The following is a 19,969-nucleotide window of genomic DNA, read 5'->3' as shown; positions in this document are numbered from 1 at the left end:
GCTAGACCAGCAGCTGCAGCTGCGCCACGGGCGCGAAGCTGCGGCGGTGGTGCGGGGTGGCACCGTGGCTGCGCAGCGCCGCGAGGTGCTCGGCCGTGCCATAGCCCGCATTGCGCTCCCAGCCATAGTGCGGGTGCGCCAGCGCCAGGTCACGCATCAGGCGGTCGCGGTGTTCCTTGGCGATGATCGAGGCGGCGGAGATGCAAGGCTCGATGGCGTCGCCGCCGACGATCGCGCGGGCTTTCCAGCGCCACTCCTCGCGGCGGCCATCCGGGGTCAGGTTGCCGTCCACCAGCACTTCGCCCGGCTCCTCCCCCAGCGCCTCGCAGAGCGAGAGCACCGCGCGCGTCATCGCCAGCATCGTCGCGCCGAAGATGTTGAGGCGGTCGATGTCCTCGACCTCGACCACCCCCACCGCCCAGGTACAGCGGCGCTTGATGACCGCCTCGAGTTCGCCGCGGCGCAGGCGCGAGAGCTTCTTGGAATCGTCGAGCCCCGCAGGCCGCGGCTTGCATAGCACCACGGCGCCTGCGACCACCGGCCCCGCGAGCGGTCCGCGCCCCGCCTCGTCCACGCCGATGACGTAACGTTTCGTGTCCGTGGAACCAGTGGCGGGAGCAAGCATTGGGCTGGGCATGATCGCTAAAAGACTCGTTGTCGCCCTATCGCCGCTCACGGTGGTCCTCGCAAGCTGCGGCAGCGCGGCGACAGGGGAAAAAATCCCGGCATCCGCCGAAAGCGCCGCGCCCTTCAAGGTGGAGCGCATAGCCCGGTTCGACGAACCCTGGGCCATGGCCTTCGACGAGGGCACCGGCACGCTGTTCGTGACCGAGCGCAAGGGCGCGATCCGCTTCATGACGCCGGACCGCAGGATCGGCGAAGTCTCCGGCGTGCCCAAGGTGGACTACGGCGGCCAGGGCGGGCTCGGAGACTTCATCTTCGCGCCGGGGCAGAGTGGCAAGACGCTCGACCGCCGCGTGGTCTACCTCAGCTGGGTAGAGGCCGGACAGGCCGACACGCGCGGAGCCGTCGCGGGCAAGGCCGATCTCGTCTGCGCCGAACCGCTGAAGTGCCGGCTCGACAACCTCAAGGTGATCTGGCGCCAGACGCCCAAGGTCACCGGGCGCGGCCACTATTCGCACCGGATCGCCTTCTCGCCCGACGGCCAGTACCTGTTCGTCGCCTCGGGCGAGCGGCAGAAGTTCACGCCCGCACAGGACCTGGGGACCAATCTGGGCAAGATCGTGCGCCTGCTGCCCGACGGCACCCCGGCCCCCGGCAACCCCTATGCGGGCAAGGGTACGCCCACCGACCAGATCTGGTCCTACGGCCACCGCAACATCCTCGGCCTCGCGTTCGACCCGCAGGGCCGCCTCTGGGACCTCGAACACGGCCCCGCAGGCGGCGACGAACTCAACCTCGTCAAGCCCGGCGCCAACTACGGCTGGCCGCTGGTCTCGAACGGCGACCACTACGACGGCCGCCCGATCCCGCGCCATTCCACCCGCCCCGACCTCGCCGGACCGGCTATCAGCTGGAACCCGGTGATCGCGCCGGGCGACTACATCTTCTATACCGGTGGCAAGTTCCCCGCGTGGAAGGGACAGGCGATCATCACCGGCCTCGTCGCCACCGGCCTCGTGCGCGTGCGCATCGACGGCGAGAAGGCGGTCGAGGAAGCGCGCTATCCGATGGACAACCGCATCCGCGATATCGCGCAGGGGCCCGACGGCGCGATCTGGCTGATCGAGGACGGCGAAGGTTCCGACAGCGGGCACCTGCTGAAGCTCGATCCGGCGAATTGAATCGACACGGGGCCCGCGCACTCCTATCCGGCGCGCGCCATGACCTCGCCAGACACCGCCACCATCATCCCGCTCGACAACGTCGATCCGGCCCTCGTCGAGACGCTGCTCGACTCCGCCTTCGAGCCGGGCCGCCACAAGCGCACCGCCTACAAGGTGCGCGAAGGCACCGACTGGCTGCCGGGCCTGAGCTTCGCCGCGCTCGATGGTGACGAGATGCTGGTCGGCTCGATCCAGTGCTGGCCGGTCGCGCTAAACGACCCTGGCGGGCGCGCGCATCCGATGATCATGGTCGGCCCCGTCGCCGTGTTGCCCGAGCATCAGGGCCAGGGCTACGGCAAGGCACTGATGTCCGCCTGCATGGCCGGCATCGACGACCGCGCGCCGCTGCCGCAGGTCATGATCGGCGACCCCGAATATTACGGCCGCTTCTGGGGCTTCACCAACGAATATACCGGCGCCTGGACCCTACCCGGCCCGTTCGAGCGCCGCCGCCTGCTCGTACGCGCCGCCAACCCGGTGGTGCTGCCGCCGGCCGGCGCACTGGGGCCGTGGCTGCGCTGACGCCGTCCCCGACCTGATCCGGGACCGCTGGGTATTCTTGAGGCGTTGGCTTGCGATGGCCCCTGCGGCGGCGCGCTTGCCTTGAGAGGGGCGCGGCCTTGCCAGCGGTCCCGGATCAGGTCCGGGACGACGATCGCACGCTGGACCTTGGCGCGCCGCGCCCTATCTGGCATCGCGAGACGATGCCTTACGAACCGCCCCCCGAACTCGCCGGTCTTTCGCTCGCCGAAGTGGCCGAACTGGTCGCCGCGCGCAAATTGCCCCCGGTCGACCAGTGGTCCCCTGCCAGCGAGGGCGACAGCGAGATGCGCATCGCGGCCGATGGCCGCTGGTTCCACCAGGACGGCGAGATCCGCCGCCCCGCCATGGTCCGCGCCTTCGCCTCGCTGCTGTTTCGCGACGACGCCGGCCAGCACTGGCTCGTCACCCCCACCCAGAAGCTGTCGATCGAGGTCGAGGACGCCGCCTTCATCGCCATCGACGTGAAGCGCGAAGGTGACGCCCTCGCCTTCCGCCTGAACTCCGACGACCTCGTGATCGCCGGCCCGGAGCATCCGATCGAAGCCCAGGGCGATCCCGAGATACCCGCGCTCTATCTACAGGCCCGCCATGGAACCCGGGCTAGACTCAATCGCAGCACTTACGCACAATTAATTGAAATCGCGCTGGAACAGGGGACCGAGGACGACCTGGCCGTCACCAGCGGCGGCACCCGCTTCCCGCTGGTTCCTGCATGAGCGATTTGTTCGACGATATCTCCCGCCGCTTCGAGGCCGGCCATGCCGCCGCGCCTCCGGCGCTCTGGCTCGATCCCCGCATTCACGAGGTCGAGAGCTTCAAGCCCGCCGCCGTGCTCATCGCCATCACCGAGCGCGCGGCGCCGGGCATGCTCCTGCTCCACCGCCCCTCGACGATGCGCGCCCACCCCGGCCAGATCGCCTTCCCCGGCGGGCGCATCGATGCGGGCGAAACCGCCGTCGATGCGGCCCTGCGCGAAGCCCACGAGGAACTCGGCATCAGGGCGCAGGACGTGCGCGTCATCGGCACCAGCGACCTCTACCGCACCGGCAGCGGCTACGAGATCACGCCGGTGATCGCGGTCATCCCGCCCGACCTCGACATCCACCCCAACCCGGCCGAAGTCGCGCAGTGGTTCGAGGTCCCGGTCGACTTCGTGCTCGACCGCGCCAACCAGCTGACCCGCACCGTCGAATACGAGGAGCGCCAGCACAGCTTCGTCGAGATCAGCTGGAGCGACGGGCGGCAGGACCACGTGATCTGGGGCGTCACCGGCGCCATCCTGCACAACCTTGCCGGAAGGCTGGGCTGGCATGGCTGAGCGGCTCGACGCCCCCTGGATGCACCGCGAGGACCTCACCGCGCTCGTCGCTGCGCTGGGGCCCGGCAAGGCCCGCCATGTCGGCGGCTCGGTGCGCGACACGCTGCTCGGCCTGCCGGTGAAGGACATCGACATGGCGAGCGTCCTGCGCCCCGAGGCGGTGATAGAGCGCCTCACGGCCGCCGGCATCCGCAGCGTGCCCACCGGCATCGAGCACGGCACCGTCACCGCCGTCCTGCCCGGCGGCCCGGTCGAGATCACCACGCTGCGCCACGACGTCTCCACCGATGGGCGCCGCGCCACGGTCGCCTTCGCGGACGACTGGCGCGAGGATGCCGCCCGGCGCGACTTCACCATCAACGCCCTCTACGCCGACCCGCTCACCGGCGAGATCTTCGACTGGTTCGGCGGCCGCGAGGATCTCTACGCCCGCCATGTGCGCTTCATCGGCGACGCCCGCCAGCGCATCCGCGAGGACCACCTGCGCATCCTGCGCTACTTCCGCTTCCAGGCGCGCTTCGGCTCGGTTCCGGCGGACGAGGAAGCCGAAAGCGCCTGTGCCGATCTCGCCGCGACGCTCAAGGGCCTTTCGCGCGAACGGGTGGGCATGGAGACGATAAACCTGCTCGGCCTGCCCGACCCTGCGCCCACGGTGCGGCGGATGGCGCAGCTCGGCGTGCTGGCCGTGATCCTGCCCGAAGCCGATCCCGCAGGCCTCACCGCTCTCGTCGCTTGCGAAACCGAGGAGGGGCACGCGCCCGACGCGCTCCGCCGCCTCGCCGCCCTGCTTCCCGCGCAGCCCGCGCTCGCCGAGCATGTGGCCTCGCGCCTGCGTCTTTCCGCCGCGCAGAAGAAGCGGCTGGCGCTGGCCGCGGCGAGGGACGACGCTGCAGTCGAGCCGCGCGCCCTCGCCTACCGTATCGGCCGGGAACCGGCGCTCGACCGCCTGCTGATCGCCGGCGCGGACACTTCGGCGCTGGAGGGATGGGACATTCCCCGGCTGCCGCTGAAGGGCGGCCAGATCGTCGCGCGCGGCGTGAGCGCCGGTCCCGAAGTCGCGCAGGTGCTGCGCGCGGTGGAAGGCGACTGGATAGCCGAGGGCTTCCCGGACGCCGCCCGTGTCGATGCCCTGCTCGACAAGGCACTCGCGGACCGCCTCGCATGAACCTCGGCGAGCTGGGCGGCTTCCTGTTCGACCAGCCCCTCCTGGCGCTGACGATCGTCGCCATCCTTCTTGCGGTCGGCGGAGGCATGCTTGCCCCTGCCCGGCCCCGGCTCGGGCAGGCGATGCGCAATGGCTCCTATCTGGGCCTTATTGCGGCGCTATTGCTTACTGTCGCCCAGCTTGCCGGGCACAACAGCCGCTCCGACGCCGCGCTGCTGCTCGACCGCACCCGGCCCGCCGAGATCGTCGGCAGCGAAACCGTCATCACCCTGCGCGCCGACGGCCACTTCTGGGTCGAGGCGGAGCTCAACGGCAGTCCGGTCAAATTCCTGGTCGATACGGGGGCCACCTACACCGGCGTCTCCCGCCGCGTCGCCGAGCGCGTGGGCCTGCGGCCGGACGCGGACGAAGCGGGCGTGATCCTGGAAACCGCCAACGGCCCGATCGTCGCCCGCATGGCCAAGGCCGATTCGCTGCGCTTCGGTGGCATCGAGGCCAATGCCCTCCCCGTCGCCATCGGCCCCGACGGCGAGGTGGACACCAACGTCATCGGCATGAACCTGCTCTCGCGGCTGGGCGCCTGGCGGGTCGAGGACAACCGGCTGATCCTGGTCCCCCGGCAGGGCTGAATGCGTCGCCCCCGCGTTCGCAGGGGCGACGACGAAGGGATGACTGCGAATGAAGCCCGCCACCGCAGCGTTGCGACAGTCAGCGATGCGAAAGCTGGATCGTGCTAGAACCCCGCCCATGGACCTCTCGCAAATCCTGAATTTCCTCGCCGGCCAGCCCCTGCTCGCACTGGCCGTCGCCGGCATCACGGCCAGCATGCTGGGCGGACTGCTGCGCCGTCCCGCGCCGCTGCTCGGCGGCTTCGTGCGGGGGCTGGGCAATCTCGGCCTGCTGGCGGCGATGCTGCTGACGATCGCGCAGGTCACGCGCCTGACCACCGGCGCCGATTTCGCCTTCCCGCAGCTCGGCATCGAGCGCCAGAGCGTCGAGGGCGGCGAAACGCGCGTGCCCATGCAGCCGGACGGCCACTTCTGGATCAGCGCCACTGTCAACGGCGTGAAGCGGGACTTCCTCGTCGATACAGGCGCCACTCTGACCGCCATTTCTCCCTCGACCGCTGACGCCGCCCGGTTGAAGGCGAACGCGCTCAACCGCTCGGTGCTGATGCGCACCGCCAACGGCACCGTAGAGGCACAGCTGGCGACGATCGACGAACTGCGCATCGGCAGCGTGGTGGCGCGCGAACTCGACGCCGTGGTGGCGCCGGGGATGGGCGACACCAATGTCATCGGCATGAACCTGCTCTCGCGCCTCGCCAGCTGGCGGGTGGAGAGCAACACGCTGATTCTGGTGCCGCATCACCCGCAGGCGGCGGAAGAGACGTAAAAACCGTCGTCGAGCCGCGCCCAGCGCGCGGCGAGGTGGCGCGTGAAGAACGGCCAGCGCTCCCGGATCAAGTCCGGGACGACGGACTACCCCTGGAATTTGTTGTCGCGCGGGAAGCCGACCGGCGGCAGGCGTCCGGCCGCGCCGCGAGCGACCTTCCAGAGCGTCATGTCCTTCTCGGTGCGGGTGCGGGCGCTTTCGCCGCCCATGGTCCACGACAGCCCGTCCTCGAGCCTCAGCGTGATCACATCCGCCATGCCGCCGTCGCGGTAGCGCTGCAGCGTGACGCCCTGCCCCTTGGACATGACGGGGAGTTCCTCGAGGCTGAAGATCACCAGCTTGCGGTTGTCACCCACCACCGCGACGTGGTCGTGCTCGGCCGGAATCTCGCGCACGGTGACGAGACGGGCACCGGGCTTGGTAGTCATCACCGCGCGGCCCTTGCGAGTTTCCGCCAGCAGTTCGTCCGTCTCCGCCGCGAAGCCGCGCCCGATGTTCGAGGCGAGCAGCAGCTGCGTCTTGGGCCTGTACGGCATGGCGGCGACGATGTGCGCCTCGGTGTCGATGTCGACCATCGTGCGGATCGGCTCGCCGAAGCCGCGCGCGCCGGGCAGCTTGTCGGCGCCGAGCGTGTAGAAGCGGCCGTTGTCGAGCGCGATCAGCACCTTGTCGGTGGTCTGCGCGTGGAAGGCGTAGCCGGGGCCGTCGCCTTCCTTGAACTTGAAGTCGCCGTCGAGCGGGACATGCCCCTTGGCCGCCCTGATCCAACCCTTGGCCGAGAGGATCACCGTCACCGGCTCCTTCTCGATCATCGCGTCCATGCTGAATTCGACCGTCTTCGTCGCCTGCGCGATCGTGGTGCGGCGGCGGCCGAGCACGGTGTCCTCGGCGTAGTCCTTGCGCAGGTTCGAAAGGTCGCGCTTGATGCGGGTGCGCTGGCGGGCCGGGCTTTCGAGCAGCTTGTTGAGGTCATCCTGCTCCTTGAGCAGTTCGGCGTGCTCCTTCCGAAGCTCCATTTCCTCGAGCTTGCGCAAGGAGCGCAGGCGCATGTTGAGGATCGCCTCGGCCTGGCGGTCGGTCAGCTCGAACTCGGCCATCATGACCGGCTTGGGCTGGTCCTCGGTGCGGATGATCTCGATGATCCGGTCGAGGTTGAGGAAGGCGATGATGTAGCCGGATACGATCTCCAGCCGGGCCGCGATCTTCTCGAGCCGGTGCCGGGTGCGGCGCAGCAGGATGTCGATCTGGCTGTAGAGCCACTCCGACAGAAGCAGCTTAAGCCCCAGCACTCCCGGAGTCCTGTGCGAGTCCAGCACATTGAGGTTAAGACTGAACCTGCTTTCGAGGTCGGTCAGACGGTAGAGGCTTTCCTTCAGCAATTCCGGATCGACGTTGCGGCTCTTTGGGATCAGGACGAGGCGGATTTCCTCGTCGCTCTCGTCGCGCACGTCCTCCAGGATGGGCAGCTTGCGATCGCCGATGAGCGCGGCGATCTGCTCGATCAGCTTGCCCTTCTGGAGCATGTAGGGAATTTCGGTGACGACGAGCTGCCACTGGCCCGAGCCCAGTTTTTCGATCCCGGTCTCTTCCCAGCTTCCGTCGGAATTTCGGCCGGTGGAGAAACGGCCGCGGACGCGGAAAGCGCCTTTGCCGGTCTCGTAGGCGTGGCTGATCGCCGCCGGGCTGTCGACGACGAAGCCGCCGGTAGCGAAGTCCGGACCACGGAAAACTTCCATCAGCTGCGCGTGCTCGACTGCGGGATTGTCGATCACCAGCAGCGTCGCATCGATGATCTCGGCAACGTTGTGGCTAGGGATCGAAGTCGCCATGCCCACGGCGATGCCGATCGCGCCGTTGGCGAGCAGGTTCGGGAACAGGCCCGGGAAGATTTCCGGTTCCTCGTCCTCGCCATTGTAGGTGGGCACCATGTCGACGGTGCCGTCGTCCAGCCCAGCCATGAGCTGGATGGCGGTGCGCGTCAGGCGGGCTTCCGTGTAGCGGTAGGCGGCTGCATTATCGCCGTCGATGTTGCCGAAGTTACCCTGCCCCTGCACCAACGGATAGCGTAGTGAGAAGTCCTGCGCGAGGCGGACCATCGCATCATAGACCGCCACGTCGCCATGCGGGTGATACTTACCGATGACGTCGCCGACGACGCGCGCTGACTTCTTATAGGCATTGCCCGGGTCGAGCTTGAGCAGCCGCATCGCCCACAGGAGGCGGCGGTGCACCGGCTTCAAACCGTCGCGCAGGTCCGGCAGCGAGCGCGCCGTGATGGTGGACAGGGCATAGACCAGATAGCGCTCGGACAGCGCGGCATCGAAGGGCGCGTCGACGATGGCGTCGAACGGATCGGATTCGTCATCGGTCGTGGTCACCATGGCGGAACGCACTAGCAACACGGTGGCCCGAGTGGAACCACTGGAACCGAAGTTTTCCGCCGACCATTCCTGTAGCATCCCCCAACCCCAGGAGAATTGGCATGGCACACCGTGTGCTCATCATCGCGACCGACGGCTTCGAGCAGTCCGAACTCACCGGCCCGCGCGACGCGCTGAACGAGGCCGGCATCGAAACCGTGGTCGCGAGCCCCGAAGCGGGTGAGATCAAGGGCTGGCAGCACACCGACTGGGGCGACCCGGTCAAGGTCGACCAGACACTCGACGACGTGGACGCGGACGCCTTCGACGCGCTTGTATTGCCGGGTGGTCAGATGAACCCTGACATCCTGCGCATGAACGAGAAGGCGGTGGCGCTGGTGCGCAGCTTCGCGCAGGCGGGCAAGCCCGTCGCGGCGATCTGCCACGGCCCGTGGCTACTGGTCGAGGCCGACCTGGTCCGGGGCCGCAAGGTCACCAGCTGGCCCTCGATCCGCACCGACCTGCGCAATGCCGGCGCGGAGGTGGTCGACCAGGACGTCGTGGTCGACGGCAATCTCATCACCAGCCGCAAGCCGGACGACATTCCGGCGTTCTCGCAGGCGGTGATCAAGGCGGTGAAGGAGCAGGCGGCGGCGGTGACGGGGGCCTGATTGTCACGTCGTGCCCGGTCAAGCCGGGGACGACGGCAGTCTCATACTCTCGTTTGAATTCAGCCGATCTGCATGTCGCGCACCACGCCCGGGATGCGCACCGCGAGGCCGTCGAGGTCCTCGGTCACCTCGATCTGGCACGATAGGCGGCTGGTGCGCCCCACCCCGGCGGCAAGGTCGAGCATGTCCTCCTCCTCGTTCGATGCGGGGGGCAGCTTGTCGAACCAGTCGGGCGAGACGATGACATGGCAGGTGGAGCAGGCCATCTGCCCCTCGCACGTCCCTTCCAGCGGCATTCCCGCATTCTGCCCCACTTCGAGCAGCCGTGATCCGGGCTCGGCCTGTGCCGTGACCCTTGATCCGTCGATGTTGACGAACAGTACGTTAACCAACGTCATACTCCCTGCGCCGCTGCGGCGGCTTCGATTTTGGCGCAGGCATCCTCAAGTTCCCTCGGGTCAGTATATCTCCCAAATCCCAGACGGATAGAGGTTTTGGCCTCCCTGTCCGAAAGGCCCATGGCCCGCAGGACGTGACTGGGGCGGCTCGAGCCGCTGGCGCAGGCCGATCCCGCCGAAAAGGCGACGTCCCGCACCTCCGACATCAGGCGCGCGACGTCGAGTCCGGGGAGCCGGAGGTTGAGGTTGCCATGCCAGCGCCGCTTGTCGGAACCGTTGAGTTCCCAGCGCGGCAATATCGCCCGCGCCCGGTCCCAGAGGGCCGAGATATGGGCCGTGTCCTCATCCATGCGCCGCATCGCCAATGCCGCCGCGGCACCGAACCCGGCGCAGAGCAGCGGGCTCAGCGTGCCCGAGCGCAGTCCTTGTTCCTGGCCGCCGCCGCGAATCAGCGGTGCGAGGTCGAGGCCGTCGCGCACCCACAAGGCGCCGATGCCCTTGGGGCCGTAAAGCTTGTGCGCGCTCAGGGCGATGAGGTCGGCGGTGGCCGGAGGGGCGATCTTGCCGGCGCCCTGCACCGCATCGCAGAGAAACATCGCCCCGGCCTCATGCGCGCGCGCGGCTAATTGCTCGACGGGCTGGACCGTGCCGATCTCGTTGTTGACCTGCATGACGGCGACGAGCTTCGTATCATCGCCAAACGCAACGTCAGGATCAACAAGCCCCTCACCGTCGACCGGCAGCAGGGTAAGCCCAGGGTCGATCGCCCGCGCCGTATCCAGCACTGCCGCATGCTCGATCGCCGAGACCGCCAGCTTCCGCGCCCCGCTGCCCCACATTGCGAGGTTGATCGCCTCGGTCGCGCCGGAGGTGAATATCACCCGCCCGCCCGGCGGCAGTAGCGCCGCGACCTGTTCCCGCGCGACCTCGACGGCGGCGGCGGCGGCGCGGCCCGGCCGGTGCGGGCTATGCGGATTGGCGAAACCGCTTGTCTCGGGCCCGCCCAGCCACGGCAGCATCGCCTCGCGCGCCTCAGGTGCCAGCGGGGTAGTGGCCTGGTAGTCGAGGTAGATCACGGCCGTTTCCCCGCGCGGGTGGCGATCTCGCTCCACCGCGCAGCGAATGCCATGATGTCGTCAAAGCTCGTGTTCCAGCCAGCGCTCATGCGGATCGTGTTCTTCGCCTCCGCCTCCGGCACGCCAAATGCCAGCAGAGTGCGGCTCTGCTTAAGCGTGCCGGAGGAACAGGCGCTCCCGGCAGATACCGCGAACCCGGCAGAATCGAACTGGATCAATTGTCCCGCCGCACTGACGCCCGGCATCGTGATCGACAGGATCGACGGGTCCCACGCAGTCGCCTCGACACCTTGGAACGTGCCGCCCAGGCGGTTGATCGCATATTCGATGTCGCAAAAGGCGAGGCCGGCCCGGGTGACCCAGTCCGTCCATCCCTCGATCGCGGTGATGCCCATGCCTTTACCCACCGTCGCCGGCGCGATTCGGCGGGCTTCCAGCGCGGCGGCGAAGCCCAGCGCTGCCGGCAGGTTCTCGGTCCCGGCGCGATAGCCGCGCTCCTGTCCGCCCGATGGTTCGAGCAGGGCGAAATCGCGCACCAGCAGCGCGCCAATGCCGACCGGCCCACCCAGCTTGTGCGCCGACAGGACGACCATGTCCGCGTCGGGGAGGCGGAACTTGCCCGCCGACTGCGAGCAATCGCTGAGCAGGATGCCGCCCGCCTCGCGCACCATCGCCGCATACTCGGCCACCGGCTGGATGACGCCGGTTTCCGAATTGACGTGCTGGATAGCGACCGCCGGGCGGGGACCAGACGCGAGCGCCCCGGCGAGCGCGCCGCGATCCACCTCGCACCGCTCGCCTATCGGCAGCACCTCGGCATCGGGCGCGGCGCGGAACACCGCGTCGTGCTCGACCGCGGAAACCAGCCGCCGCGCCGCCTTCGCGCGGCCGAGCCCGATCGCCAGCGCCTCGCTCGCGCCGGAGGTGAACAGCACTTCACCCTCCCAGCCGAGCGCCGCCTTCACCCTCGCCCGTGCATCTTCCAACGCGGCGCGGGCGGCGCGGCCGGGGCCGTGGGGGCTCGAGGGATTTGCCCAGATCGCGGCACCTTCGAGCCACGCACGCTGCGCAGCGGGGAGCATCGGCGTGGTCGCGGCATGGTCGAGATAGATGTGGGAAATGGCGGCGTCCTGCAAAGTTGTCTTTGGAGCAATAGTTTCTATATAGCGGTCGTTCCCTTTTGCACTCCCGCGATGGCCGGCACGATGCCGCCGCGCGGGAGTTTCAACAAGTCAGGCCGCAAACAGACATGCCCGCAGTCATCTTTCCCGGTCCCGAAGGTCGTCTCGAAGGTCGTTTCCAGCCGGCGCCGCGCCCGCGCGCGCCCGTGGCGATGATTCTCCACCCGCACCCGCAGGCGGGCGGGACGATGAACGACCGCATCACCCAGCACCTGTACAAGACCTTCGTCGCCCGCGGTTTCGCGACGCTGCGCTTCAATTTCCGCGGTGTCGGCCGCAGCCAGGGCAGCTTCGACAACGGCATCGGCGAACTCTCCGACGCCGCCGCCGCGCTCGACTGGGTGCAGTCGATCCACCCCGAGGCGCAGACCACCTGGATCGCCGGCGTCTCGTTCGGCGCGCTGATCGGCATGCAGCTGCTGATGCGCCGCCCGGAGATCCGCGGCTTCATCTCGGTCGCCCCGCCAGCCAACATGTACGACTTCAGCTTCCTGGCACCCTGCCCGGCCTCAGGCATCATCATCCAGGGCACCGGCGACACGGTGGTGACGCCGAACGCCGTCCAGAAGCTGGTCGACAAGTTGCGCACCCAGAAGCACATCACGATCCACCACGACGAGATCCCGCGCGCCAACCATTTCTTCGAGAACGAAGTACCGGATCTCATGAAGTCGGTCGACAACTACCTCGACATGCGCCTGGCACCGGATTGCCCGATCAAGTAATGGATCGTCGGCAAAACGGCCCGTAAACAAACCCACGTCGTCCCCGCGAAAGCGGGGACCGCTGGCCGGGCCGCGCCCATCTCTCGGCGAGGTCGCGCCTGAAGATTTGCCAGCGGTCCCAGGTCGAGCCCGGGACGACGACTGTTACTGGGCGTTTGCCGCCTCGCCCGACAGCGATTTGCCGCCGGGCGTCGGGATGGTCCAGATCACGATGTTGAGCACCATCACCGCCGCCAGCACCAGCATCAGCACCGCCTGCTTGCGATGCCCCCCGCGCCGCAGCAGCACGATCGCTCCGAGCACGAGAACGATGGCGGTCAACACGAGAAGCGAAAGCGCGATGTTCATGGCGCTTTCCTAAAGCCGCCCGGATCGGATTTGAAGCCTTAAGCGCCAGTCTTGCGACAGATTGGACCGGCACCCCCCCGGTTTGACAGCACCGGCGCGCCCCGCCATCCTTGGCGCCATGCACGACATCTCCCTCGAGCCCCGCGCGCCGCTTTCCCGGCGCAACGCCCTCCAGCTCCTTGCGGCCGGCACCGCCACGCTGGCGCTGCCCGCTTACGCGAAGGCCGGCAAGACCGCCCCGGACGCCGCTGCCTTGCTCGACCGCATCGCCTGGAACCTGTTCGACCACGTCCCCGAAGGCGCGACCGGGCTCGGCGTGGACGTGGGCGAGCATGCCGCCCTGCGCTCGCGGCTCGAGGACCGCTCACAGGCCGGCCGCCGCGCCTATGCCGCCACCTTGCGCAAAGGCCTCGCGGCCGTCGATGCGTTCGACGCCAAGCGCCTCGACCATTCCACGCGCACCAGCCTCGCGGTGGTGAAAAGCGCCTTCTCCACCGCGCTAGACGGCTTTACGCTGCCCTATGGCGACGTCGCCGTGGGCGGCTGGCGCAACACGCCCTACGTGGTCATCCAGAACGTCGGCGCCTATCTGGACACCCCCAAGTTCCTCGACGCCGACCATCCGGTGAAGACGCGCGAGGACGCCGACGCCTACGTCGCCCGCCTCGGCCAGTTCGACGCGCAGCTGGACGGCGAACTCGGCCGTATCAGGGCCGCCACCGACATGGGCCTCGTTCCCCCCGACTTCCTGCTCGACCGCGCCATCGCGCAGATGACCAGCACCATCGCCGATGCGCGCGCGGATGGCGGCGGCCTCGTCACCTCGATTGCCGGGCGGACCAAGGACATGACCGGCACCTGGACGGCGGACGCCAAGCGCATCGTCGCGGACGAAGTCGTGCCGGCGCTGGAACGCCAGCTTGCCGAACTCCAGCGCCAGCGCCCGCTCGCGAAGGGCGACCCCGGCATGCGCGAGCGGCCGCAAGGCGCCGAATTCTACGCCTGGGCCCTGCGCGCCAGCACCACGACGCAGGTCCCGGCCGAGGACATCCACCAGCGAGGGCTGGCCGAACTCGCCGAACTCCACGGCCGCATGGACCCGATCCTCAGGAGCCTCGGCTACACCACCGGCACCGTCGGCGCGCGCATGGCGGTGCTCGGCGGGGACAAGCGCTTCATGTTCCCGGCAGGCGACCCCGGCCGTACCGAAATCCTCGCGTTCATCCGCACCCGCATCGACTGGATCCGCGCGCAGATGCCGCGCGCGTTCCGCCAGGTCGTGCCCGGCAACGTCGAGGTTCGCCGCCTGCCGCTGTCCGAAGAACCCGGCGCGCCCACTGCCTATGGTGGCGCGGGGTCGAAGGACGGCGCCGTGCCCGGCAAGATGTGGCTGAACCTGCGCACCACCGACCTGCACCGCAAGTACGACCTGCCCACGCTGGTCCACCACGAGGCGATTCCCGGCCACGTCTGGCAGGGCGAATACGCCAACCGCCTGCCGCTGATCCGCTCGATCCTTGCGTTCAATGCCTATTCCGAAGGCTGGGCGCTCTACGGCGAGCAACTGGCCGACGAACTGGGCGCCTACGACGACGACCTTGTCGGCCGCCTCGGCTACCTGCAGTCGCTGGCATTCAGGGCCTGCCGCATGGTGGTCGACACCGGGCTCCATTCGAAGGGCTGGAGCCGCGACCAGGCGGTCCGCTTCTTCATGGAGAAGAACGGCAACAAGCGCGAGGAAGTGGTGAACGAGGTGGACCGCTACTGCTCATGGCCGGGACAGGCCTGCGGCTACAAGATGGGCCACTCGCAGATCGTCGCCCAGCGCGCGCGGGCGATGGCGGCGCTCGGTTCGGCCTACGACCTGCGCGACTTCGACCAGGCGGTGGTCGATGGCGGCAACGTCCCGCTCGACGTGCTGGCGCAGAACGTCGAGGCCTATATAGCGGGGAAGAAGGGCTGAGCGTGGCTCAGCCCGACCGGCCATCTCTCGCATCCGTCGCCCCCGCGTAGGCGGGGGCCCCGCTTGTTCCTTCGCCGTCGAGAAACGAAGCGGGATCCCCGCCTACGCGGAGATGACGGCGGTCAAGTTCAGCTATTCCCGAACAGGCCCTTGGCCATACCCTTGAGGTCGTCGAGGACGCTGCCGTCGCCGTCCTTGTCGAAGAAGCTGGCGGCCTTGCCCGGATCGGCCGCGACGGCGCTGGCGAACTGGGTCAGCGAGCCCTCGCCGCCGATCTGCGCGATGATTTGCTGGATCGTGCCGACGTCGAGCCCGGTACGCTCCGCCGCGAGCTGCGCGGTGTCACCGTCCTGCTGGTGCGCGATGCCGAGCGCCACGATCGCCTTTTCCGCCACGGCCGGGTCGATGCCCAGCTTCTCCGCGAGATTGACCACGTCCGCGTGCTCGCTGACCTGACCGAGGATGCCGTCGAATAGTCCCATGTGCAGTACTCCGTGGTGGTGGAGTTCAGATATGGGGGCAAAGCATGACGAGCGAAAGGCCGGAATTTCCCCGAGCGGGGATCGGTGGCGGCGGCGGGACGGAGCGGAGGCTGGTGTGGCGAGGATGGGTTTGCGGCGGGGCGCGACCAGCCGACGGTCGGCGCATATGGCAGGCATTGGCCGGTAGTGGACTGTCCGGATCGGAGCGCCTTCACCGCGAAAGCTGTCGCTTAGCTGGGGCAGCTCGCGACCAGCTCAAGACGTACAGCCTCGTTGATGTGAGCGGCAAATCTTGGTGAAACCCGCCAGTTGGGTAGTGCAACCCAGCGACTCGGTTTTGCGTCTCAGATCCGCCATTTGCGCACGTTTCGGCTTGTCCCGAAAACCGCTGTTCATTCGGCCTCGCGATAGACGCGAGCGCCGAGATCGGCGAAGCGACGCCAAAAGTGCAAAACGCCGCAAGTTAGCGAATATGGAGTTCGCCGGGCCACTTAGGAGAATGACGCCCGTGTCGTCTGCGTCCGACGGTGGACTTCGTCAGCCACGCGTCAGGGTGCCGGTTTCCGGAGCACGGGCGGCCCTTAGTTACCTTCCTCAGCCTCCAGCATGAGCTGTAGTTGGTTGTAATCATCTATCTCGTCGCGTTCGCCGAAGTCGAGGTTGATCTCGCCCATGTCGACGCTGTCGAGTGCTTCCACGACTTCGAGATCGACAATCTCCAGGTCCGCGACTGGCCCATCGATCGATCCTGCAATGGTGATTAGCACAGCCGCGTCGAAGGTCTCCTCGCTGGAGGCTGACGTCCCGCCCATACCTATCTCCTCGCGATCAATGCTGTCCCATGCGAACAGAGAGAATTGTGCGTGCGCGTTGGCCGTGATCTCGACGTCGACCCTGCAGACTACCTCGTCGGCGGTGAGGCGGACGACAGTGACGCCGTGGTCGCCGTCACGCTCCGTGAGCTCAAAGCTCTCCAGGCGCAGTTCCGTCTCATCTAGCTCGTAGCGGTAGGGGGCCGAGGCTTCGACGTCGAATTCCCATTCGGCCAATGCGTCAGCAAGCAAGGCGTTCATCGACCTGGCGTCGTCGGGCAAGTCGCCTTCTGCGATCCCGCGCAGGAACGTGTTTACCGCCTTGGCGGCTGCCTCGGCGTGTGCTTGGACGATCTGCATCGCGTCGGCGAGGTCGCCCTCGACGAAGATGTGCTCGGATTTTTCCGCGAACGACTGCCATCCCTTGTCTGCGCTGGCGGCGAGCACTGTCTTACCGGCCGCTTTCGCCCACGCCTCGAGACTGAGGAGCGCGAGCGCGTCCGGGAACTCGTTCTTCTTGTCGCCGGTCGCCTCGAACGGCGGCGTGGGATCGAAGTAGGACTTCAGCAGGGCATCGATCGCACACAGGTTCGCCGGCACGGTCTCCGCGCCGGTCGCTTCCAAGAACGAGGCGACCTTGCTGCGCGCGACTGTCCTGGAATCGGCGAGGGCGTCGATCGCGGTCTTTGCGGCGTCGGAGCTGATGAGGCCAAGCTGCGCCGCGCGATCTAGAGCGGAACGCGCAGCGTCTCTAGCCTTTTTGGTGCTCACGTTCAGGTGCTTCAGCGTCTCGCGGACCACGATCTCCGAGATGACGAATTGGAGCGGACCATCCTTGAACTGGTCGAGTTGCGCGAGCAGTCCGGCCTCGAAGTTCATCCCCCCCTGAATAATGGCGTTGGTGTCGATTGTGAAGGCGTCATAGGGCATCGGCCGCTACTATCAGACAAACAACTCGAATCCGAGCGTCGTGATGTGCTGCCGAAACCTGCGCGACCGCGCCTTCGCGATCGGGTCAAGGCAGCCTCCTATTTGCCGAATTTTGCCGTTCGTAGGTCGCAGCGTCGGCTTGCTCTCTTGGCACGCGCAGGGCATCCTGTATCCGTCTGGCGTCAGCCATTCATCCCGGGGTTATAAGTGAAGCACAAGTCAATCGATTTGGCCTCCGAGGTCAAGCGCGCTACGCTGCCAGAAGGTCTGCACGGCTTCCTCTTTCCGCTGTTCGAGGCCGTCTCGAACTCCCTTCATTCCATCGAGGAGCGCTGGGGGGGTGACGTAGAGCAGCATGGCCGCATCGAGATCGAGATCTCAAGTGGTGATCGCCAGATAGTCATCGCTGACAACGGCGTCGGGTTCGACGAAAATAACCTGGCTGCCTTCCTTACACCGTTGACCGGCAACAAGTTCGAGCGCGGCGGCAAAGGTTTCGGCCGCTTCATAGCCTTCAGGATCTTCAGAGAGGTGTTCTACTCCTCCCGTCAGGCCGACGCATCGAGCGCGGTGACGGGCGGGACGTATGGCTACAAGCCGTTCGCGACCGATGACAACCTGGTCGAGATTGACGCGGATGACGGTGCGGGGGAGCATCGCTTCGACACTGGGCTGACCGTGCTCATGCGGTCGCCCCTTGACGAGGCTGCGGACTATTTCGACCTCTCTGGGCAGCGCTACTTGGGCGAGGCCGCCGAGGATGCCATAGTTTCCGCTCTGCTCGATCATTTCCTGATCGAATTCATACAGCGGAAGATCCCGAAGCAGACGATGCTGGTCATCGATGATGCACGCTTCAATTTATACGATCACTTCAACGACTCGCTTTTGGTTGGTGGATCCCGGACGGAGTATCTGGAAATCGGCCAAAAGAGCCAGCGGTTCGACTTCAGCTACTTCAAAGTCGGCGAGGCTCAGGCCAAGAAGCATCGACTCTACTTCTATGCCAACAACCGCGCCGCGAGCGACTTGGAGAACATTTCCTCGGGCGTGAATGACAAACCTTTCGTCGAAGCGAGCGAGACCGGTCTACGCCGCTACTTCTATCTGGTGGCCGTATCGAGCGACTTCTTTGTTTCGTCGCAGTCGCGTGACCGAATCACGAACCTCCACGGCAAGGTGGTCCGTGACGGCGTGAAGAAGTCGATCAGGGACCACCTCGTCGCATTGGCAAAGCAGCATATTCTGGAGATCGAAAGCGCCTATACCAGCGACCGTCGTGCGAAGATGGTCGCCGATGTAGAGCATCTGATTGCGGTCGATCCGCTGCTGCGGCGCGGTCTTGGCGACCGCTCGCCCGAGGACTTCGTGAGGAAACGGTCCATAACGGAGACGCGGGAGCAGCTGGCCCAGGACCTATTCGTGGAGCGCTTCCGCAAGAAGTTCGACTTTTCCAAGCTGGACCAAAACGCCAGCGTCGAGCAGCTCGAGCATCTGGTCAAGACGCAGATCCCGGCAGACGCCAAAGAGGCGCTGGCGGTCTATGTAGCCTATCGCAATCACGTCATCACGATCTTCCGCGAACTCCTGAAGAAGCAGGAGGGCGGGCTGGCTACTGAAGATAAGGTGCATGCGTTGATCTATCCGCGTTACAAGGACAGTGACGAGATCGACTACAGCTCGCACAACCTGTGGCTGTTAGACGACGACTTGGCCTACGCGCAGTACATCTCGAGTGATCGCACGCCGGACGGCAACCACAGGGCCAAGGGCGATTACGCGCACGACCTGCTCGTCAACAATCAGAACGAGCTCATGGTGGTCGAGATGAAGCGCCCTCAGAAAACGGGATACGCGACTAGCATCGAAAGTTCGACCAATAACCCGGTCGACCAGTTGAAGCGACAGATCTCAGACATCCGCACAAAGGGCAGGATTAAGACCTCGGCGGGTCGCGAGGTCGCGGTTCCGCCGGACACGATGGTGCGCGGATACGTGATTGCCGATTGGAACGACAACCTGCAGAAATACCTCCAGATGGAGGATTTTGTCACCACCAACTACGGTGGGCAGATGGCGTATCGGTATTTCCAGTCTCTCAACCTCATGCTCGAGGTCGTCGCCTTCGATCGTCTGGTCGATCGCGCCACCAACCGCAACGAAGCCTTTGTGCAGATGCTAGAGGGACGCTCCTCCTACGATCGCAAGCCGAAGGGGACGCTCGGAAGTCTTGGCACTATAGGAGAGCGGGAATAGCGATTGTCGGTGCGTGCTGTTGTGGCTGCATGACACCTTCGAAATCTACATGTCGCTTTGGACCTATGGCTCCGCAAACCCCTCCGATGTCGAGTGGTGCAGGTTCCACGTCGGCTTCAAGCGCGCGGATGGCCAATCAACGGCCAAGTTTTGAGCGTCAAGCGGCACCTGAACGAGCGGCTGCCTTCGGTCGTGAATCGCCGGGATTGGGTCATTTCGCCAATAGCAAGAGGCCTGCTGCTCACCGGAAGTGAACCGATAAAGGCCCGGTGCGCGAACGGCGGCTGTTGTCAGCGACCGCCGTTTAACGAGCCGGTTCGGAATGACCGTTTCGTCCCAGAGCAAGTGATAAGCTGAACGTCCGCTTTCCGGCACGGGTAAGCGGCAGTCAGACGGCGAAGATGGGCGCAAAACGGTCATAGGAGTAAATCATATATCGGGTACTCCAACCCAGCACCCGCCTATTTTCCTACATCCCGGCCATCTGCTAGACTCGCAT

General features: G+C 66.5%; 19 protein-coding genes. 11 read left to right on the top strand and 8 right to left on the bottom strand.

The window, feature by feature from the left end:
• Position 1: 1 nt before the first annotated feature.
• Complete coding sequence (gene rnhB, locus AC07M9_RS06960) at positions 2–637, bottom strand: ribonuclease HII (protein ID WP_494882463.1); 636 nt, start codon at positions 635–637, stop codon at positions 2–4.
• Here rnhB and AC07M9_RS06955 point away from each other — a divergent pair.
• The 7 genes from AC07M9_RS06955 (at position 636) to AC07M9_RS06925 (ending at position 6,268) form a co-directional block, all read left to right on the top strand.
• The gene (locus AC07M9_RS06955) at positions 636–1,805 is read left to right on the top strand and encodes a PQQ-dependent sugar dehydrogenase (RefSeq protein WP_494882461.1); all 1,170 of its coding nucleotides are present in this window, start codon (positions 636–638) and stop codon (positions 1,803–1,805) included. The genes rnhB and AC07M9_RS06955 overlap by 2 nt on opposite strands.
• Before the next feature lie 39 nt (positions 1,806–1,844).
• On the top strand, positions 1,845–2,369 hold the full coding sequence (locus tag AC07M9_RS06950; protein WP_007680605.1) for a GNAT family N-acetyltransferase: 525 nt from the start codon (positions 1,845–1,847) through the stop codon (positions 2,367–2,369).
• Positions 2,370–2,551: 182 nt separating this feature from the next.
• The gene (locus tag AC07M9_RS06945; protein WP_494883896.1) at positions 2,552–3,106 is read left to right on the top strand and encodes a DUF1285 domain-containing protein; all 555 of its coding nucleotides are present in this window, start codon (positions 2,552–2,554) and stop codon (positions 3,104–3,106) included.
• Complete coding sequence (locus tag AC07M9_RS06940; RefSeq protein ID WP_494882459.1) at positions 3,103–3,708, top strand: CoA pyrophosphatase; 606 nt, start codon at positions 3,103–3,105, stop codon at positions 3,706–3,708. Before AC07M9_RS06945 ends, AC07M9_RS06940 begins: the two co-directional genes overlap by 4 nt.
• Complete coding sequence (locus tag AC07M9_RS06935; protein WP_494882457.1) at positions 3,701–4,873, top strand: CCA tRNA nucleotidyltransferase; 1,173 nt, start codon at positions 3,701–3,703, stop codon at positions 4,871–4,873. Before AC07M9_RS06940 ends, AC07M9_RS06935 begins: the two co-directional genes overlap by 8 nt.
• Positions 4,870–5,502, top strand: coding sequence for a retropepsin-like aspartic protease family protein (locus AC07M9_RS06930; RefSeq protein ID WP_494882455.1), 633 nt, complete (start codon positions 4,870–4,872; stop codon positions 5,500–5,502). The genes AC07M9_RS06935 and AC07M9_RS06930 overlap by 4 nt, the downstream gene beginning before the upstream one ends.
• Positions 5,503–5,620: 118 nt before the next feature.
• Positions 5,621–6,268, top strand: coding sequence for a retropepsin-like aspartic protease family protein (locus AC07M9_RS06925; protein ID WP_494882453.1), 648 nt, complete (start codon positions 5,621–5,623; stop codon positions 6,266–6,268).
• Positions 6,269–6,354: 86 nt separating this feature from the next.
• Here AC07M9_RS06925 and parC read toward each other — a convergent pair whose 3' ends face one another.
• Positions 6,355–8,649, bottom strand: a complete 2,295-nt coding sequence (gene parC / locus AC07M9_RS06920; protein ID WP_494882451.1) for a DNA topoisomerase IV subunit A — start codon at positions 8,647–8,649, stop codon at positions 6,355–6,357.
• Between the two features lie 101 nt (positions 8,650–8,750).
• Between parC and AC07M9_RS06915 the strand changes: the two genes are divergently transcribed.
• On the top strand, positions 8,751–9,299 hold the full coding sequence (locus AC07M9_RS06915) for a type 1 glutamine amidotransferase domain-containing protein (RefSeq protein WP_494882449.1): 549 nt from the start codon (positions 8,751–8,753) through the stop codon (positions 9,297–9,299).
• Positions 9,300–9,358: 59 nt separating this feature from the next.
• Here the strand turns inward: AC07M9_RS06915 and AC07M9_RS06910 are convergent, their stop codons facing one another.
• The 3 genes from AC07M9_RS06910 to AC07M9_RS06900 are packed head-to-tail and all read right to left on the bottom strand — an operon-like array spanning position 9,359 to position 11,909.
• The gene (locus tag AC07M9_RS06910; RefSeq protein ID WP_494882448.1) at positions 9,359–9,697 is read right to left on the bottom strand and encodes a 2Fe-2S iron-sulfur cluster-binding protein; all 339 of its coding nucleotides are present in this window, start codon (positions 9,695–9,697) and stop codon (positions 9,359–9,361) included.
• The gene (locus AC07M9_RS06905; RefSeq protein ID WP_494882446.1) at positions 9,694–10,773 is read right to left on the bottom strand and encodes a cysteine desulfurase family protein; all 1,080 of its coding nucleotides are present in this window, start codon (positions 10,771–10,773) and stop codon (positions 9,694–9,696) included. Before AC07M9_RS06905 ends, AC07M9_RS06910 begins: the two co-directional genes overlap by 4 nt.
• Positions 10,770–11,909 carry a cysteine desulfurase family protein gene (locus AC07M9_RS06900; protein WP_494882444.1) on the bottom strand — a complete coding sequence of 380 codons (1,140 nt, stop codon included), beginning with the start codon at positions 11,907–11,909 and terminating at the stop codon, positions 10,770–10,772. Before AC07M9_RS06900 ends, AC07M9_RS06905 begins: the two co-directional genes overlap by 4 nt.
• A 113-nt stretch (positions 11,910–12,022) precedes the next feature.
• Here AC07M9_RS06900 and AC07M9_RS06895 point away from each other — a divergent pair, with 113 nt between their 5' ends.
• Positions 12,023–12,679, top strand: a complete 657-nt coding sequence (locus AC07M9_RS06895; RefSeq protein WP_007677018.1) for an alpha/beta hydrolase — start codon at positions 12,023–12,025, stop codon at positions 12,677–12,679.
• 144 nt (positions 12,680–12,823) lie between these two features.
• Here the strand turns inward: AC07M9_RS06895 and AC07M9_RS06890 are convergent, their stop codons facing one another.
• A complete protein-coding gene (locus tag AC07M9_RS06890; protein WP_494882442.1) occupies positions 12,824–13,027 on the bottom strand; it encodes a hypothetical protein in 204 nt (67 codons plus the stop codon).
• 118 nt (positions 13,028–13,145) lie between these two features.
• Here AC07M9_RS06890 and AC07M9_RS06885 point away from each other — a divergent pair, with 118 nt between their 5' ends.
• Positions 13,146–14,990 carry a DUF885 domain-containing protein gene (locus tag AC07M9_RS06885; RefSeq protein WP_494882440.1) on the top strand — a complete coding sequence of 615 codons (1,845 nt, stop codon included), beginning with the start codon at positions 13,146–13,148 and terminating at the stop codon, positions 14,988–14,990.
• A gap of 128 nt (positions 14,991–15,118) precedes the next feature.
• On the opposite strand, the gene AC07M9_RS06880 is transcribed toward AC07M9_RS06885, so the two are convergent.
• A complete protein-coding gene (locus AC07M9_RS06880) occupies positions 15,119–15,472 on the bottom strand; it encodes a hypothetical protein (protein WP_494882438.1) in 354 nt (117 codons plus the stop codon).
• A 581-nt stretch (positions 15,473–16,053) separates the two neighbouring features.
• A complete protein-coding gene (locus AC07M9_RS06875) occupies positions 16,054–17,214 on the bottom strand; it encodes a PIN domain-containing protein (RefSeq protein WP_494882437.1) in 1,161 nt (386 codons plus the stop codon).
• A gap of 207 nt (positions 17,215–17,421) precedes the next feature.
• Here AC07M9_RS06875 and AC07M9_RS06870 point away from each other — a divergent pair, with 207 nt between their 5' ends.
• A complete protein-coding gene (locus AC07M9_RS06870; protein WP_494882436.1) occupies positions 17,422–19,470 on the top strand; it encodes an ATP-binding protein in 2,049 nt (682 codons plus the stop codon).
• The last annotated feature ends 499 nt before the right edge of the window (positions 19,471–19,969 follow it).

Source organism: Novosphingobium sp. GW821-FHT09E05 (assembly GCF_059416165.1).
Note: the sequence above shows the minus strand (reverse complement) of the source record. Positions and strands in the feature narration are given on the sequence as shown.